The 16,114-nt window shown below is 76.1% G+C and carries 13 protein-coding genes; 9 read left to right on the forward strand and 4 right to left on the reverse strand.

Annotated features, from left to right (window positions below):
• The first annotated feature begins 189 nt into the window (after positions 1–189).
• From lon to RNC47_RS27900, 4 genes are all read left to right on the forward strand, one after another.
• Entirely contained in the window at positions 190–2,589 is a 2,400-nt protein-coding gene (gene lon, locus RNC47_RS27885; RefSeq protein WP_311602634.1) for an endopeptidase La, read from the forward strand.
• Positions 2,590–2,671: 82 nt separating this feature from the next.
• On the forward strand, positions 2,672–3,136 hold the full coding sequence (locus RNC47_RS27890; protein ID WP_311602636.1) for a PPOX class F420-dependent oxidoreductase: 465 nt from the start codon (positions 2,672–2,674) through the stop codon (positions 3,134–3,136).
• A gap of 67 nt (positions 3,137–3,203) precedes the next feature.
• On the forward strand, positions 3,204–4,679 hold the full coding sequence (locus tag RNC47_RS27895) for an AlkA N-terminal domain-containing protein (RefSeq protein ID WP_311602697.1): 1,476 nt from the start codon (positions 3,204–3,206) through the stop codon (positions 4,677–4,679).
• Positions 4,680–4,685: 6 nt separating this feature from the next.
• Positions 4,686–5,183 (forward strand): methylated-DNA--[protein]-cysteine S-methyltransferase, encoded by a 498-nt coding sequence (locus RNC47_RS27900; RefSeq protein WP_311602638.1) that lies wholly within the window; start codon positions 4,686–4,688, stop codon positions 5,181–5,183.
• A gap of 8 nt (positions 5,184–5,191) precedes the next feature.
• Here RNC47_RS27900 and RNC47_RS27905 read toward each other — a convergent pair whose 3' ends face one another.
• On the reverse strand, positions 5,192–6,175 hold the full coding sequence (locus tag RNC47_RS27905; protein WP_311602639.1) for a DUF2637 domain-containing protein: 984 nt from the start codon (positions 6,173–6,175) through the stop codon (positions 5,192–5,194).
• A gap of 179 nt (positions 6,176–6,354) precedes the next feature.
• Positions 6,355–7,203: a (2Fe-2S)-binding protein gene (locus RNC47_RS27910; protein WP_311602641.1), complete on the reverse strand. Its 849-nt coding sequence runs from the start codon at positions 7,201–7,203 to the stop codon at positions 6,355–6,357.
• Positions 7,204–7,345: 142 nt separating this feature from the next.
• Between RNC47_RS27910 and RNC47_RS27915 the strand changes: the two genes are divergently transcribed.
• Entirely contained in the window at positions 7,346–8,098 is a 753-nt protein-coding gene (locus tag RNC47_RS27915; RefSeq protein ID WP_311602642.1) for a GntR family transcriptional regulator, read from the forward strand.
• Positions 8,099–8,419: 321 nt separating this feature from the next.
• On the opposite strand, the gene RNC47_RS27920 is transcribed toward RNC47_RS27915, so the two are convergent.
• A complete protein-coding gene (locus RNC47_RS27920; protein ID WP_311602644.1) occupies positions 8,420–9,199 on the reverse strand; it encodes a hypothetical protein in 780 nt (259 codons plus the stop codon).
• Between the two features lie 163 nt (positions 9,200–9,362).
• Entirely contained in the window at positions 9,363–10,964 is a 1,602-nt protein-coding gene (locus RNC47_RS27925) for a PucR family transcriptional regulator (protein ID WP_311602646.1), read from the reverse strand.
• A gap of 207 nt (positions 10,965–11,171) precedes the next feature.
• Here RNC47_RS27925 and RNC47_RS27930 point away from each other — a divergent pair, with 207 nt between their 5' ends.
• Genes RNC47_RS27930 through RNC47_RS27945 form a run of 4 tightly spaced genes read left to right on the forward strand, consistent with a single transcriptional unit; the run spans position 11,172 to position 16,112 of the window.
• On the forward strand, positions 11,172–12,065 hold the full coding sequence (locus tag RNC47_RS27930; RefSeq protein ID WP_311602647.1) for an FAD binding domain-containing protein: 894 nt from the start codon (positions 11,172–11,174) through the stop codon (positions 12,063–12,065).
• A complete protein-coding gene (locus RNC47_RS27935) occupies positions 12,065–12,565 on the forward strand; it encodes a (2Fe-2S)-binding protein (protein ID WP_311602649.1) in 501 nt (166 codons plus the stop codon). Before RNC47_RS27930 ends, RNC47_RS27935 begins: the two co-directional genes overlap by 1 nt.
• Positions 12,562–14,967: a xanthine dehydrogenase subunit D gene (pucD, locus tag RNC47_RS27940; protein WP_311602651.1), complete on the forward strand. Its 2,406-nt coding sequence runs from the start codon at positions 12,562–12,564 to the stop codon at positions 14,965–14,967. Before RNC47_RS27935 ends, pucD begins: the two co-directional genes overlap by 4 nt.
• Positions 14,967–16,112, forward strand: coding sequence for an XdhC family protein (locus RNC47_RS27945; protein ID WP_311602652.1), 1,146 nt, complete (start codon positions 14,967–14,969; stop codon positions 16,110–16,112). Before pucD ends, RNC47_RS27945 begins: the two co-directional genes overlap by 1 nt.
• Positions 16,113–16,114 lie beyond the last annotated feature (2 nt).

A 16,114-nucleotide genomic window follows, 5' to 3' on the forward strand; every position in this document is an offset into this window, starting at 1 on the left:
CCGGGGGGGGGGCTCGGGGGGGGGGGGGTGGGGGGGGGGGGGGGGGAGACCCGGCGGCCTCGGGCCGTCGTCGGCGGTAGGCCGCCAGGCCGGGATCGCTGTGGGCGAACAGCCCGCCGTCTCGGGAACATCCGCGGAGCGTTCGACATTGAGTCGGCATAGCTCAATTTGCCTGCCGAGGGAGAGATCATGAGTCTGTCGCTGGACAAGCTCACCCTGCCGGTGCTGCCGCTCGACGACGAGGTGGTGCTGCCGGGGATGGTGGTGCCGCTGGAGCTGAAGGACGCCGAGGTGCGGGGCGCGGTGGAGGCCGCGCAGGCCGCGGCGCCCCGAGGGGAGAAGCCGCGGGTCCTGCTCGTGCCACGGGTGGACGGGACCTACGCCGGCGTCGGCGTGGTGGGCCGGGTGGAGCAGGTCGGGCGGCTCGCCGACGGTGACCCCGGCGCGCTGGTGCGCGGCGTGAGCCGGGTGCGGATCGGCTCCGGCACCACCGGCCCCGGCGTCGCGCTCTGGGTCGAGGGGACCGTGGTCGAGGAGGCCGCGCCGAACCCGCTGCCCGGCAGCGTCGCCGAGCTGGCCAAGGAGTACAAGGCCCTGACCACCAGCTGGCTGCGGAAGCGCGGCGCCTGGCAGGTCGTGGACCGGGTGCAGCAGATCGAGGACATCGGCGCGCTGGCCGACAACGCCGGCTACTCGCCGTTCCTCAGCGTCGAGCAGCGGCGCACGCTGCTGGAGACCGTCGACCCGGTGGAGCGGTTGAAGCTCGCCACCAAGTTGCTCAGCGACCACCTGGCCGAGGAGGAGGTCGCCGAGTCCATCGCCAAGGACGTGCAGGACGGCGTCGACAAGCAGCAGCGCGAGTTCCTGCTGCGCCGCCAACTGGAGGCCGTCCGCAAGGAGCTGGCCGAGCTCAACGGCGACGCCGCGGGCGAGGGTGACGACTACCGGGCCCGGGTGGAGGCCGCGGAGCTGCCGGAGAAGGTGCGCGAGGCCGCGCTCAAGGAGGTCGACAAGCTGGAGCGCGCCTCCGAGGCCAGCCCGGAGGGCAGCTGGATCCGCACCTGGCTGGACACCGTGCTCGAACTGCCGTGGAACGTCCGCACCGAGGACGCCTACGACATCGCCGGCGCCAAGGCCGTGCTGGACGCGGACCACGCCGGCCTGGAGGACGTGAAGGAGCGCATCACCGAGTACCTGGCCGTCCGCAAGCGGCGCGGCGACCGTGGCCTCGGGGTGGTCGGCGGGCGGCGCGGCGGTGCCGTGCTGGCGCTGGTCGGCCCGCCCGGCGTCGGCAAGACGTCGCTCGGCGAGTCCGTGGCGCGCGCCATGGGCCGGAAGTTCGTCCGCGTCGCGCTCGGCGGCGTCCGGGACGAGGCGGAGATCAGGGGCCACCGGCGCACCTACGTCGGCGCGCTGCCGGGCCGGATCGTGCGGGCGGTGAAGGAGGCCGGGTCGATGAACCCGGTGGTGCTGCTCGACGAGATCGACAAGGTCGGCAGCGACTACCGGGGCGACCCCTCGGCCGCGCTGCTCGAAGTGCTCGACCCGGCGCAGAACCACACCTTCCGCGACCACTACCTGGAGGTCGAGCTCGACCTGTCGGACGTGGTGTTCCTGGCCACGGCCAACGCCCTGGAGGCCATCCCGCAGCCGCTGCTGGACCGGATGGAGCTGGTGCGGCTCGACGGCTACACGGAGGACGAGAAGGTCGTCATCGCCCGCGACCACCTGGTCCCGCGCCAGCTGGAGCGGGCCGGACTCGACGCCGGTGAGGTGACCGTCGAGGACGGCGTGCTGCGCCGGCTGGCCGGCGAGTACACCAGGGAGGCGGGCGTCCGCGCCCTGGAGCGCACCGTCGCCAGGCTGCTGCGCAAGGTCGCGGCCCGCGCCGAGCTGGGCGAGACCACCCTGCCCTTCACCGTCACCGAGGGCTCGCTGCGCGACCTGATCGGCCGCCCGCACCACGTGCCGGAGTCCGCGCAGGACCCGGCCGAGCGGCGCACGGCGGTGCCCGGCGTGGCCACCGGGCTGGCCGTCACCGGCACCGGAGGCGACGTCCTCTACATAGAGGCGTCGCTCGCGGACCCGGAGACCGGCGGCTCGGGGCTCACCCTCACCGGGCAGCTGGGCGACGTGATGAAGGAGTCGGGCCAGATCGCCCTCTCCTACCTGCGGTCGCGCGGCGCCGAGCTGGAGCTGCCGGTCGGTGACCTGCGGGAGCGCGGCATCCACCTGCACGTGCCGGCGGGCGCGGTCCCGAAGGACGGGCCGAGCGCGGGCATCACCATGACCACGGCGCTCGCCTCGCTGCTCAGCGGCCGCCGGGTGCGGCCCGACGTGGCCATGACCGGCGAGGTGTCGCTGACCGGGCGGGTCCTCCCGATCGGCGGCGTCAAGCAGAAGCTGCTCGCCGCCCACCGCGCCGGGATGACGACCGTGATCATCCCCAAGCGGAACGAGCCCGACCTGGACGACGTGCCGGCCGAGATCCTGGCGAAGCTGGACGTCCACCCGGTCACGGACGTCCGCCAGGTGCTGGAGCTGGCGCTGGCCCCGGCCGAGTCGCCCAGGGTGGCCGTCGCGGCCTGATCGCGGCGTGCGTCGGCGGCCGGTCCCGCGAGCGCGGGACCGGCCGCCGCGCCTGCTCGCGGGGCGCGTAGTCTGCTGCGCCATGAGTCCTTCGATCGCCACCAACACCCCGGTCGACCTGGCCCGGCTGCTCGACTTCGTCCGCCCCCGCCACCGCGCGCTGCTGCTCACCCGCAGGTCCGACGGGACCCCGCAGGCCTCGCCGCTGACCTGCGGCGTCGACGACGCGGGGCATCTGGTGATCGCCACCTACCCGGAGCGCGCCAAGACGCGCAACGCCCGCCGCGACCCGCGGGTGAGCGTCGTCGTGCTCTCGGACGAGTGGGACGGTCCCTGGGTGCAGATCGACGGCACCGCCGAGGTGCTGGACGTGCCGGAGGCCGTCGAGCCGCTCGTCGAGTACTACCGCAACATCGCGGGCGACCACCCCGACTGGGCCGAGTACCGGGCCGCGATGGTCCGCCAGGGCAAGTCGCTGATCAGGATCACGCCGGAACGCTGGGGCCCGATCGCCACCGGCGGCTTCCCCGCGCGCCTCGCCCCCTGAACACCGCACGTCCATGTCCGATTCCCGCTAGCACCGCCCCCTGGCCCGGCGCAGACTGGGGAGCGTGATGGACGATGACAGCAGGTACGAGGCGATAAGAAGCCGCGACGAGCGCTTCGACGGGGTGTTCTTCACGGCCGTGCTGACGACCGGCATCTACTGCCGGCCGAGCTGCCCCGCGACCACCCCCAAGCGCGTCAACGTGCGCTTCTACCCCTCGGCGGCGGCCGCCCAGGCCGCCGGGTTCCGGGCCTGCCGGCGCTGCCGCCCCGACACGGTGCCCGGCTCGCCGGAGTGGAACGCCAGGGGCGACGCCGTCGGCCGCGCGATGCGCGCGATCGCCGACGGCGTGGTGGACCGCGAGGGCGTCGCGGGCCTCGCCGACCGGCTCGGCTACAGCGCGCGCCAGGTGCAGCGGCAGCTCACCGCCGAGCTGGGCGCGGGGCCCATCGCCCTGGCCCGCGCCCAGCGCGCGCACACCGCCCGGGTCCTGCTGCAGACCACGGACCTGCCCATCACCGAGGTCGCGTTCGCCGCCGGGTTCGCCAGCGTCCGGCAGTTCAACGACACGATCCGCACGGCCTACGACCGCACCCCCAGCGCGCTGCGGGCCAGCGAGCGCGGCGCCGCGGCGGCCCGCGGCGGCCCGGCGGGCGACGTCCCGCTGCGGCTGGCGCACCGCGGCCCCTACGACGCCCGCGCGATCTTCGACTTCCTCGCGCTGCGCGCCATCGCCGGCATCGAGGAGGTCTCAGGAGCGCCTGGCGCCCGCACCTACCGCCGCACGCTCGACCTGCCGCACGGCAGCGGCATCGTCGAGGTCGACGAGTCCCCGGGCCAGGCCGGCGCCCGCTGGCTGCCCTGCCGCGTCCACCTCACCGACCTGCGCGACCTGACCACCGCCGTGCAGCGGGCCCGCCGCCTCTTCGACCTGGACGCCGACCCCTACGCCGTCGCCGAGCGGCTCGCCGCCGACCCGGCGCTCGGCGCCCTGGCCCGGGCCCGCCCGGGGCTCCGCTCGCCGGGCGCGGCCGAGCCCGAGGAGCTGGCGGTGCGCGCCGTGCTCGGCCAGCAGATCACCGTCGCCTCGGCCCGCACCCTGGCCGGCACGCTGGTCGCCGCCTACGGCAAGCCGCTGCCGGCGCCCAGCGGGGGGCTCACCCATCTCTTCCCCGAGCCGGCCACCCTGGCCGAGGCCCCGCTGACCGAGCTCGGCATGCCGGAGGCCCGCCGGGCCACCATCAGGACGCTCGGCGCCGCGCTCGCCGACGGCGCGCTGACGCTCGCGCCGGGCGCCGACCGTGACGCGGCCGAGCAGGCCCTGCTCGCGCTGCGCGGCATCGGCCCCTGGACGGCCGGCTATGTGCGGATGCGCGCGCTCGGCGACCCCGACGTCTTCCTGCCGGGCGACGCCGGCGTCCGGCACGGCCTCGCCCGGATCGGCGCGGACCGCGACGCGGCGGAGCGGTGGCGCCCCTGGCGCTCCTACGCCGTTCACCACCTGTGGGCCGGGGAGCCGTCCCCGACCGATCGAGAGGACTGACCGACCATGCGTTACACCGTTCACCCGAGCCCGCTCGGCGACCTGCTGATCGCCGGGCCCCGCCCCGGCGCCGTCGCCTCGGTCAGCGTGCCGGGTCAGCGCGGCGGCGCCACGGTGGCCGCCGACTGGCGGCGCGACGACGCCGGCTTCGGCGCCGTGCGCGAGCAGTTCGACGCGTACTTCGCCGGCGAGTTGACCGAGTTCGACCTGGAACTGGCGCCCAGCGGCACCGAGTTCAGGCGCCGCGTGTGGGACGCGCTCGACCGGATCGGCTACGGCCAGACCGTCAGCTACGGCCGGGTCGCGGAGCTCGCCGGGCTCTCGCCACGCGCCGTCCGCGCCGTGGGCGGCGCGGTGGGCGCCAACCCGCTGATGGTCGTGCGGCCCTGTCACCGCGTCATCGGCGCCGACGGCTCACTCACCGGATACGCCGGTGGCCTGGACCGCAAGGTCACCCTCCTCCGTCTGGAGGGCGCGCTCACGGCCCAGGCCACCGCTGACTGAGCGTCCGCTCAGCCGAACTGCCGCTCTATGCGGGCCAGCTTCTCCTCCAGGGAGTCGAGCCTGGGGGCCGCCGTCGAGATCGGGTCGGCGACGTCGTCGGCCGGCCCGTGCAGCGCGCGGCGCTTGCTCGCGGCGCCGGACTCCAGCGCCGCCGGCTCGCCCGACTGCTGCGACACCGCGACCTCCAACGCCTGCGGCTGGCCGCGGCCCACCCGGCGCAGCGCCTTCAGGCGCGCCCGCTCGAGCGCCCGCTCCTCGCGCTGCCGCTTGCGGGCCGCCTCCTTGTTCCTGCGGTCCTCCCGGACCTCCTCGACCGCCTCGTCCAGCGTGCGCACGTTCTCCAGCAGCATCAACGACCAGGCGCCGTAGGTCTCGCGGGGCGCCCGCAGCCAGCGGACGAAGCGGATCTGCGGCAGCGGCCGCGGCACCAGGCCCTGCTCGCGCAGCGCGGCGCGCCGCGTCTGCTTGAGCGCCCGGTCGAAGAGGATGGCCGCGGAGAGCGACATGCCGGCGAAGAACTGCGGGGCGCCCGCGTTGTCGATGCCGCGCGGCGCGTGCACCCAGTTGAACCAGGCGGCGGCGCCGGCGAACAGCCACACCAGCATCCGCGAGCCCATCGAGGAGTCGCCGTGGCTGGCCTCGCGGACCGCGACCACCGCGCAGAACATCGCCGCGCCGTCGAGGCCGAACGGCACCAGGTACTCCCAGCCGCCCGACAGGTTCAGGTTCTCCCGGCCGAAGCCGACCAGGCCCTGGAACGACAGGGCGGCCGCGACCCCGGCGCAGCAGAACAGCAGCGTGTAGGAGGCGATGGCGTAGGCCCGCTCGCGACGCCGACGTTGGGCTTCCAGGCGCTCCCAGGAGTCACCCTGGTCGGCGTGCTCGCCGGACGGTCCCTTGCCCCTGGTCAGCAGGAACACCGCGAGGAAGGCGCCGCCGAGGAGGACGGCCCCCGCCACTACCCAGCCTGTCTCTATGTCCGTCAGTGTCATAGGGGTGCCCCTTGCCTGGGTGTGCTGATTGCGCCGTGCGTGTGCTGATTCCGTGGTGTCACTGTGAGCCGCTGCGGAGCATCCTGATGCTACCGGAGGCCCGGTCACCCCGATTCCGGGCAGAATCCCACCAACGGGTGGTAAACAAGGGAAAGTTGCGCCGGCTGGTACGCAATCTGTTACATGCTTGCGGTCAGCCTCGTGACCCGCTCGGCGTCGCACGTGCGCGGGCAGGTGACGCAGGTGTCCTGAGGGCGCAGCGTGTAGAACATGCAGCAGCTCGCCCGGTCCCTGGTCGTCAACTCCTCGCCCGCCGGCGCCGTCAACGAGCGGAACGACGCACCACCCGAGTAGGGCGCGGTCGCGCCCGGCAGCAGCCGCCCGGCCTCGGCGATGGCGCGGTCCTCCTCGCCGAACAGGTGCCCGAGGTACCACAGCGACTCGACCAACTCGTCCGTCGCCACGCCCCACAGCGCCCGGTTCCGGCGCCGCATCCGCGGCCCGAAGGCGGTGAGGACCGGGCCCAGGTGCTCGGCCGCCGCCTCACGCACCGCGGCGCGCAGGGCCTCCTCGTCCGGCACCACCCTGGCCGCCGGGTCGCCGGCCGCCGGGTCGTCGGGCAGGCAGCTGAACGCGCCGGTGCGGACGGCCACCCGGCCCTCGTCGCGCTGGAACGCCACGTCCTCGGGCGCCAGCCAGGGCACCCGGCGCAGCAGGAAGTACGGCACGGTGAACAGCGCCGCCGCCGGCCAGGCGTAGCGGTGCAGCGCGAAGGCGGCCACGACGTCGGGACGGGCGCGCCGCCCGTAGGTCTCCAGGGCCTGCTCGTCGTCGCGGGCCAGGAACGCCTCGAAGGCCGCGCCGCCGGCGGCGAGCTCGCTGCCGCGCACCCAGCCGGCGCCGGCCGGCTCCTCCTCCACGATCTGCAGCGTGGGCATCGCCTCGCCGACGCGCGCGAACGCGGGGGTGAGGGGCGTGGCGGCCGCCGCCTTCCGGTGGACTGCGGGGGCGAGCGCGGGCACGGTCATGGAGCCACCGTTCTCGAGCGAGCAGGTAAGCCTTACCTTAGCTGATCCCTCCCGGGGGCGCCTCCGGGGTTTGCTGTGACGCCAACTCGGCCTAGGGTCCTGTGAGGTGGGGACCAGCGGCAGGGAGCGGACGGAGCGGACGATGGAGCCCACTCGACTCGACCCCGGGTACCAGGACCCGCGGTACGCGGCGGCCGAGCGGCCCGCGCCGCGGACCGCTCGGCCGCCGCTGCCCGTCCGGCCGCGCTCACTGCCCGAGCGCCACTCCGTGCGCGCGCAGGTCCTGGCCGCGCTCCGGGACGCCCTCGCCACCGGTGAGCTGGAGCCGGGCGAGACGTACTCGGCCCCGGCGCTCGCCGAGCGCTACGGCACCTCGCCGACGCCGGTACGGGAGGCCATGCAGCGGCTGGTCAGCGAGGGCGCGGTGGAGACCGTCCCCAACCGCGGCTTCCGGGTCGCGGGACACAGCGCCAGGGACGCGGCGGAACTCGCCGAGGTGCGGGCCGCGCTCGAGGTGCCGGCGATCCTGCGGCTCGCCAGGAGCGTGCCGCCGGAGCGGTGGGACGAGCTGAGCCCGCTGGCCGAGGCCACCGTCACCGCCGCCTCGGTCGGCGACCGCGCGGCGTACGCCGAGGCGGACCGCGGCTTCCACCGCGCGTTGCTGACGCTGACCGGCAACCGCCAGCTGGTGCTCGTCGCCGAGGACCTACACCGCAAGTCCCAGACGCCGGCCGCGCAGGGCACCCGCCCCGGCACCGCCCAGCTCCTCGCCGACGCGCTCGAACACGCCGCGCTGCTGGACGCGCTGCGCTCCGGCGACCTGGTCGCCGTCGAACGCCTTGCCACCCACCACCTCGGCGCCGACCCCGACCGCGCCGAACACGGCTACCGATAGCCCGCGGCGCGCCGTGCCTGCGGCGCGAAGCGGTGACGCCTGCGGCGCGAAGCGGTGATGCCTGTGGCGCGAAGCCGCGTCCCGCCGACGTGGCCTGGCGCGGCCGCCAGGCCACGCGGCGCGCCGACTGGCTCGGTTGTCTGCCGCCTGCGGCCTTGCGCCTGCGGCGCGAAAGCCGCGGCGCGGCGCGCGGCGACCGCGGCCGGACCGTCGCCCTTCCGGCGCCGGCCAGCGCCGCGCCGTGCGGCCGCCGGCGGGCCGCGCCGCGTTGCCCGCGGCGTCGAGTGGGGTGCGTGGTTGCCAAGCCCGCGCCGGCAGGTGCTACGTGTCTCCGGGGGGTGGGAGGTGGGCGGACAGCCAGCGGGGGACGCCGTCGAGGAGGCGGAAGAGGCGGGCGGCCTCGGCGCGCAGCCGGGTGGACTCGGGTTCCGGTTCGACCTCGGCGAGTGCCACCAGTGCCGGCGCTATCCCGACCAGGAAGCCGGTCTCCTCGCGCAGCCGGAGCGACTCGGCGAAGCCGTGCCTGGCCTCGGCCGGGTTGCCGGCCAGCAGTTCGAGCGCGGCCAGGTGGCGCCAGGTGTAGGAGGTGAGCAGCGCGTCGCCCCGGTTGAGCGCCTCGTTGTGGGCTCGCCGGTAGCCGGCCTCGGCCGCCTGGGGGTTGCCGCTGACGTGCTCCGCCATCAACCCGCGCCGGAAGTCGAGCAGTGGTCGGCAGGGCGAGTCGGGCGCGAGCAGCGCCGCCGAGCGGCCGAGCGCGGCGCGCGCCTCGTCGGCCCGGTCCCGCACCCGCAGCAGCGTCGACGCGTACGCAAGGTAGCCGCGTTCGCACGCCGCCGCGCCGCGCTCCTCGTCGTCCAGCGACAGCGACTCCGCGGCCCGCAGCGCCTCCTCGGCCCGCCCCCAGCCCTCCCCGGTGAACATGCAGCGCTCCACGAGCAGTTCGGCGCGGCGCAGGGCCGCCCGCGGCTCGGCCGCCGCGCGCGGCTCGACCAGCGCGGCCGCGTCCTCCCAACAGCCCCTCGACCGCAGCCGCCACACCGCGCTGTCGAGTGGATCACCGCCCGCCGTCCTGACGGAATGTGGTACGGCGGTCTCCGTCACATGCCCTCCCGTGGCGCTTCGTCGAGCCGATGGTGGTGCCTGGTGGTGCCAGGTGGTGCTGAGATGAATGCATCTCAGCACGAGGCGTGGCGCCGGGCCAAGAGGGCTGCGTGAAAGAAATCACAAGGAGAATCGGTTCAGCGTCGGCCCGGCGGGGCGGAGTTCACCTCGGCGGATCGAGACGCAGTGCCAGGAAGAAGTCCAGCTTGTCCTCAAGACGCCCGAGATCGCGGCCCGTCAGATGCTCGATGCGGCCGATCCGGTAGCGGAGCGTGTTGACGTGCACGTGGAGGTCGGCCGCGCAGCGGGTCCAGGAGCCGTCGGCGGCCAGGAAGGCCCGGAGGGTCGGCACGAGCTCCGAGCGGTGCCGCCGGTCGTAGGCGCGCAGCGGTTCGAGCAGCCGGGCCGTGAACGCGCGCCGCACGTCGTCCGGGACGAACGGCAGCAGCAGCACGTGCGAGGCCAGCTCCTCGTGGCCCGCGCCCGACACCCGGCCGCCCCTGGCCGCGGCCACCCGGCGGGCGTGCCGCGCCTCCTCGACCGCGCCGCGCAGCGCCTCCGCCGACGGCACGGCCGCGCTCACCCCGAGGGTGAGCCGCCCTTCCGCGCCGAGCCCGGCGGCCAGCGGGGCCCCCGCCGGATCGAGCACGGCGGCCGCCGTCAACGGGGTGTCCCGTACCGGCAGCGGCACCAGCGCCACCGCCTCCCCACCGCGGTGCGTCACGGCCGCGGCCGGCAGCAACTCCTCCAGCAGCGCCCGCCCCACCTGGCCGAGGTCGAACTCCGCGTCCGGCCACTCCACCCGGGCCGCCACCACCTGCCACTCGGGCTCCGCGCCCCGGGAGCCGAGCAGCGGCGCCACCACCCGCAGCCGGGCCGCCACCTCGGCCGGCGGCGCGCCGGTCGAGACCAGCTCCACCACCTCGGTGGCCAGCCGCCGCTGGACCGTGCGCGTCGCCTCCCGGCGGTCCCGCTCGGCGGCGACCAGACGCGCCACGCCGTCCAGCAGGTCGAGCCGCTCGGCCGGCCAGTCGCGGGCGTCGGCGCGCACCGCGAGCAGCCAGCCGGACAGCAGCGTCCGCCGTGGGTCGGTCTCGTCCTCGCCGACCGGGAAGAGCGAGTACACCTCGCCGTCCAGCACCGTGCGGGACGGGCCGCGGTGGCCGGCGCGGGTGGCCGCGAGCCGCCGCTCGGCCAGCGCGCCGCCCACGCCGGCCGGCAGCGGCCGGCCGCCGGTCGCGGCGATCTGCCGGCCGGTCGCCGACAGCAGCCAGGCCCGCAGGTCCAGGTCGGAGCCGAGCAGGTCGAGCACCGCGCCCGGGCCGCCGCCGGCGGGACCGGCCGCCATCAGGCGCCGGTGCCGGTCGACCACGGCCGCCAGGTCGCCGGCCCGCTCGCCCGACACCCGGCGCACCACGAACTCGGTGATGTCGACGAAGCTGACCTCCTCGCCCACCGCGAACAGCGGCATCCCGAGCCGCGCGCAGGCCGTGGTCAGGTCGTCGGGCACCGAGCCGAGCTCGGCCTCGCCGGCGGCGAGGCCCGCCACCCCGGCGGCGGCCAGGACCCGCACGAACGGCTCGGCGTCGCCCGGGCCGCGCCACCAGGCGAGGCCGGTCAGCACCAGCTCGCCGCCGCGCAGGTAGCGGCTCGGGTCGCGCAGGTCCGTCGTCATCACCCCGCGCACCGGCCGGTCGAGCTCGGGCTCGCCGGCCAGCAGCCGCAGCCCGAACGACTCCGCCTCCAGCAGCGTGCGCAGTCGCATGCCGCGCTCCGTTCGCCGATTTCCCCGATGTTGCCCCATGGCTGCCGTATCGTTGCCGAGGCCCCTTCTTCGTACGAATCTACAAGAGTCGGTCGTCGAGACGGGTGGTGGCTTCGGCCCATCCGTGACTGCCCGCGACCGCCCCCTGCCGGCTGTACTGGGAGGAGACCCCGCCCACCCCCCGCCGATCGCCTGGAGGGCACGCTGATGGAGTTCCTGCGTCCGGCCGGCTGGCAGGAGGCGCTGGCCGCCAAGGCGGCCCACCCCGACGCCGTGCCGCTGGCCGGCGGCACCGACCTGATGGTCGAGATCAACTTCGACCGCCGCCGCCCGGCCCGGCTGCTCGACCTCTCCCGGATCCCCGAACTCCGCGCCCACGAGGCGGGCCCCGACACCGTGCGGCTCGGCGCCGCCGTCCCCTACCGGACCGTCGTCGAGGAGCTGCGCGGCCCGCTGCCGGGGCTCGCGCTCGCCGCGCACACCGTCGGCTCCCCGCAGATCCGCAACCGCGGCAGCGTCGGCGGCAACCTCGGGACCGCCTCCCCGGCCGGCGACGCGCACCCCGCGCTGCTGGCCGCCGGCGCCCGCGTCGAGGTGGCCTCGGTGCGCGGCAGCCGGCTGATCCCGGTCGACGAGTTCTACACCGGGCCCAAGCGCAACGCGCTCGCCCCGGACGAGCTGATCCGCGCCGTGCACGTGGACACCGCGCGCGGCCCGCAGCAGTTCGCGAAGGTCGGCCCGCGCAACGCCATGGTCATCGCCGTCTGCGCCTTCGCCCTCGCCCTGCACCCGCACACCCGCACCGTCCGCACCGGCATCGGCTCGGCCGCCCCGACCCCGGTCCGGGCCACCGCGGCCGAGGAGTTCCTGGCCGGCGTGCTCGACGAGGGCGGCCACTGGGCGAGCGGCCGGCCCGTGCCGCCCGCCGCCGCCCGGCGGTTCGCCGAGCTCGCGGCCGCCGCCTGCGCGCCGATCGACGACGTGCGCGGCTCGGCCGACTACCGCCGGCACGCGGTCGCCGTGCTGGCCCGCCGCACCCTGCACTGGACCTGGGCCGAGTACGGCCGCGACCCACGAGAAGCAGTGGAAGGGGCCGCCTGATGCGCGTCCGACTCACCGTCAACGGCCGGCCCCGCACGGCCGACGACGTCTGGCCAGGCGAGAGCCTGCTGTACGTGCTGCGCGAGCGGCTCGGCCTGCCGGGCTCCAAGAACGCCTGCGAGCAGGGCGAGTGCGGTTCGTGCACGGTCCGCCTCGACGGCGACCTGGTCTGCGCCTGCCTAGTCGCGGCGGGACAGGCCGACGGGGCCGCCGTCGACACCGTCGAGGGCCTGCGGCGGGGCGACGAGCTCTCCCCCCTCCAGGAGGCGTTCCACGAGGCCGGCGCCGTGCAGTGCGGCTTCTGCACCCCGGGGCTGCTGATGGCCGCCGGCGAGCTCCTCGAACGCCGGCCCGACCCGTCCGACGCCGACATCCGCGAGGCGCTCTCCGGGAACCTCTGCCGCTGCACCGGCTACGAGAAGATCCTCGACGCGGTCCGGCTGGCCGCCGCCCGCACCGCCACCGCCATCACCACCGAACCCGCCGGTGAGCCCTCATGAGCCGGGGGACCAGGACCGTCCGCCCGCCCCGGCAGGCGCTCGGCGGCGAGAGCCCGGGCGGCGTGGGGGAGTCGGTGGAGCGCCCCGACGGGATCCTCAAGGTCACCGGCGAGTTCGCCTACTCCTCCGACCTGTGGCACGAGGACATGCTGTGGGGGCACACGCTGCGCAGCCCGCACGCCCACGCCAGGATCCTCGCCGTCGACGTCGCCGCGGCGCTCGCGGTGCCCGGCGTGCACTGCGTGCTCACCCACGCCGACCTGCCCGCGGCCACCCACTACGGGCTGGAGATCCAGGACCAGCCGGTGCTCGCGAAGGACGTGGTCCGCTACGAGGGCGAGCCGGTCGCCCTGGTCGCCGCCGACCACCCGGAGATCGCCCGCCGGGCCGCCGCCCTGATCCGCGTCGACTACCGGGAACTCCCCGCCGTACACGACGAGGCCACCGCCACCGCGCCCGACGCGCCCGTGCTGCACCCCGACCGCACCGACCGGCACGCCGCCCACGTGGCGCACCCCAACATCGTGCACCGGCAGCCCGTCGTCACCGGCGACGTGGACGCCGCCGCCCGGGCCGCCGACGTCGTGGTCACCGGCGAGTACGAGGTCGGCATGCAGGACCAGGCGTTCCTCGGCCCCGAGTCGGGCCTGGCCGTGCCCGCCGAGGACGGCGGCGTCGACCTGCACGTCGCCACCCAGTGGCTGCACGTCGACCACCGGCAGCTGGCGCCCGTCCTCGGCCTGCCGCCCGAGCGGGTCCGGCTCACCCTGGCCGGCGTCGGCGGCGCCTTCGGCGCCCGCGAGGACCTGTCCATGCAGGCCCACGCCTGCCTGCTGGCGCTGCGCACCGGCCGGCCCGTCAAGATCGTCTACAACCGGCACGAGTCGTTCTTCGGCCACGTCCACCGGCACCCCGCCAAGCTCTCCTACGAGCACGGCGCCACCCGCGACGGCAGGCTGCTGTACGTCCGCGCCCGCATCGTGCTCGACGGCGGCGCCTACGCCTCGTCCTCGCCCGCCGTCGTCGGCAACGCGGCCTCCCTCGGCCTCGGCCCCTACGAGGTGCCCAACGCGCGCGTCGAGGCCGTCGCCCTCTACACCAACAACCCGCCGTGTGGCGCGATGCGCGGCTTCGGCGCCGTCCAGGCCTGCTTCGCCTACGAGGCGCAGATGGACAAGCTCGCCGCCGCCCTCGGGCTCGACCCCGTCGAGCTGCGCCGGCGCAACGCCATGAGCCAGGGCTCCACCATGCCCACCGGGCAGCTGGTGGACTCCCCGGCCCCGGTCGCCGAGCTGCTGCGGCTGGTGAAGGCGCGCCCGCTGCCGCCCGAGCGGCAGTGGGAGACCGTCGACGCGGCGACCGGGGCGCCGGGCGTCGACGTCCGCGCGCTGCCCGGCGGCCTGTCCAACGCCGGCCACGGCGAGGGCGTGGTGCGCGGCGTGGGCTACGCCGTCGGCATCAAGAACGTCGGCTTCTCCGAGGGCTTCGACGACTACTCGACGGCCCGGGTCAGGCTGGAGGCGATCGCGGGCGAGCCGGTCGCCACCGTGCACACCGCGATGGCCGAGGTCGGTCAGGGCGGCGTCACGGTGCACGCGCAGATCGCCCGCACCGAGCTCGGCGTCACCCGGGTGACGATCCTGCCGGCCGACACCAGCGTCGGCTCGGCCGGGTCCACCTCGGCCTCCCGGCAGACCTACCTGACCGGCGGCGCGGTCCGTAACACCTGCCTCGCGGTCCGGGCCGAGCTGCTGCGCCGCGGCCGGGAGCGGCACGGCTGGCCGGAGGTCGGGCCCCGGTTGGAGGGCGGCAAGGTGGTCGCGGCGGACGGCTCGGTGCTGGCGCCGCTCGTCGACGTGCTCGGGGACGAGGCCATCGAGCTGGAGCTGGAGTTCAGGCACCGGCCGACCCAGCCGTTCGACCCGGTCACCGGGCAGGGCTTCGGGCACGTCCAGTACTCGTTCTGCGCGCACCGCGCGGTGGTCGAGGTGGACACCGAACTCGGCCTGGTCAAGGTGGTCGAGCTGGCCGCCGCCCAGGACGTCGGCAAGGCGATCAACCCGCGGGCCGTCGAGGGCCAGATCCACGGCGGCTCGGCCCAGGGCCTCGGCCTCGCCGTGCTGGAGGAGATCGTGGTCGGCGGCGACGGCCGGATCCGCAACCCCTCCTTCACCGACTACCTGATCCCGACCATCCTCGACATGCCGAGCATGCCGCTCGACATCCTCGAACTCGCCGACGAGCACGCCCCCTACGGGCTGCGCGGCATCGGCGAGGCCCCCACCCTCTCCGCGACCCCGGCCATCGTGGCCGCCGTCCGGCAGGCGACCGGGCGCGCCCTGCACCGGGTGCCGGTCCGCCCCGAACACCTGGTGGACCTCGGGCAGGACGGGGTGGCCTGATGCTGGAGCTCGCCGCGACGCTGCGCGACTGGTGCCGTCAGGGGCGGGAGTTCGCCGTGGCCACCGTCGTCTCGGTCAGCGGCAGCGCGCCCCGCGCCCCCGGGGCGGCGCTGGCCGTGGCCGCCGACGGCACGGCCGTGGGCAGCGTGTCGGGCGGCTGCGTGGAGGCCGCCGTCTACGAGCTGTGCCGCGAGGCGCTGGTCGAGGGACTGCCCCGGCGCGCCCAGTTCGGCTACGCGGACGACGACGCGTTCGCCGTCGGCCTCACCTGCGGCGGCACCATCGAGGTGCTGGTCACCCCGGTCGGGGCCGCCGCCCCGGCCCGGGCCACGCTGGCCGCCGCGCTCGCCGCGGCCGGCGGCGGCGAACCGCTCGCCCTGGCCAGGATCGTCGACGGGCCGCCGGAACTCCTCGGCGGCGCCCTGCTGGTGCGGCCCGGTGGTGGCCACGACGGCACGCTCGGCGGCCGGCCCGAACTCGACCGCACCGCCGCCGCCGAGGCCGCCGCCCTGCTCGACGCCGGCCGCACCGGGCTCGTCGGCCTGGCCGCCGAGGGCAGCCGCTGCGGCCGGCCCGTCACGCTGCTCGTCGAGGCGAGCCTGCCGCCGCCGCGCATGCTGGTCTACGGCGCCGTCGACTTCGCCGCCGCGCTGGCCGGCGCCGGCGCGTTCCTCGGCTACCGGGTCACGGTCTGCGACGCCAGGCCGGTCTTCGCCACCCCGGCGCGCTTCCCCGCCGCCCACGAGGTGGTGGTGGACTGGCCGCACCGCCATCTGGACGCCCAGCGCGGGGCGTTGGACGGCCGCACCGCGATCTGCGTGCTCACCCACGACGCCAGGTTCGACATCCCGCTGCTCACCAGGGCGCTGGCGCTGCCCGTCGGCTACGTCGGCGCGCTCGGCTCCCGCCGCACCCACGCCGACCGGCTGCGCCGGCTGCGGGCGGCCGGCGTCCCCGAAGGCCGACTCGCGCGGCTGCGCTCGCCGATCGGTCTCGACCTCGGCGCCAGGACCCCGGAGGAGACCGCGCTCTCGATCGCCGCCGAGATCGTCGCGCTGCGCCGCGGCGGCTCCGGCGTCCCGCTCACCGGCAGCGCCCTGCCCATCCACCACGACGACGCCCCGGCCGTGCCGACCGCCGCCTGACG

The sequence above is a fragment of the Streptomyces millisiae genome (assembly GCF_031845425.1).
GTDB lineage: Bacteria > Actinomycetota > Actinomycetes > Streptomycetales > Streptomycetaceae > Streptomyces > Streptomyces millisiae.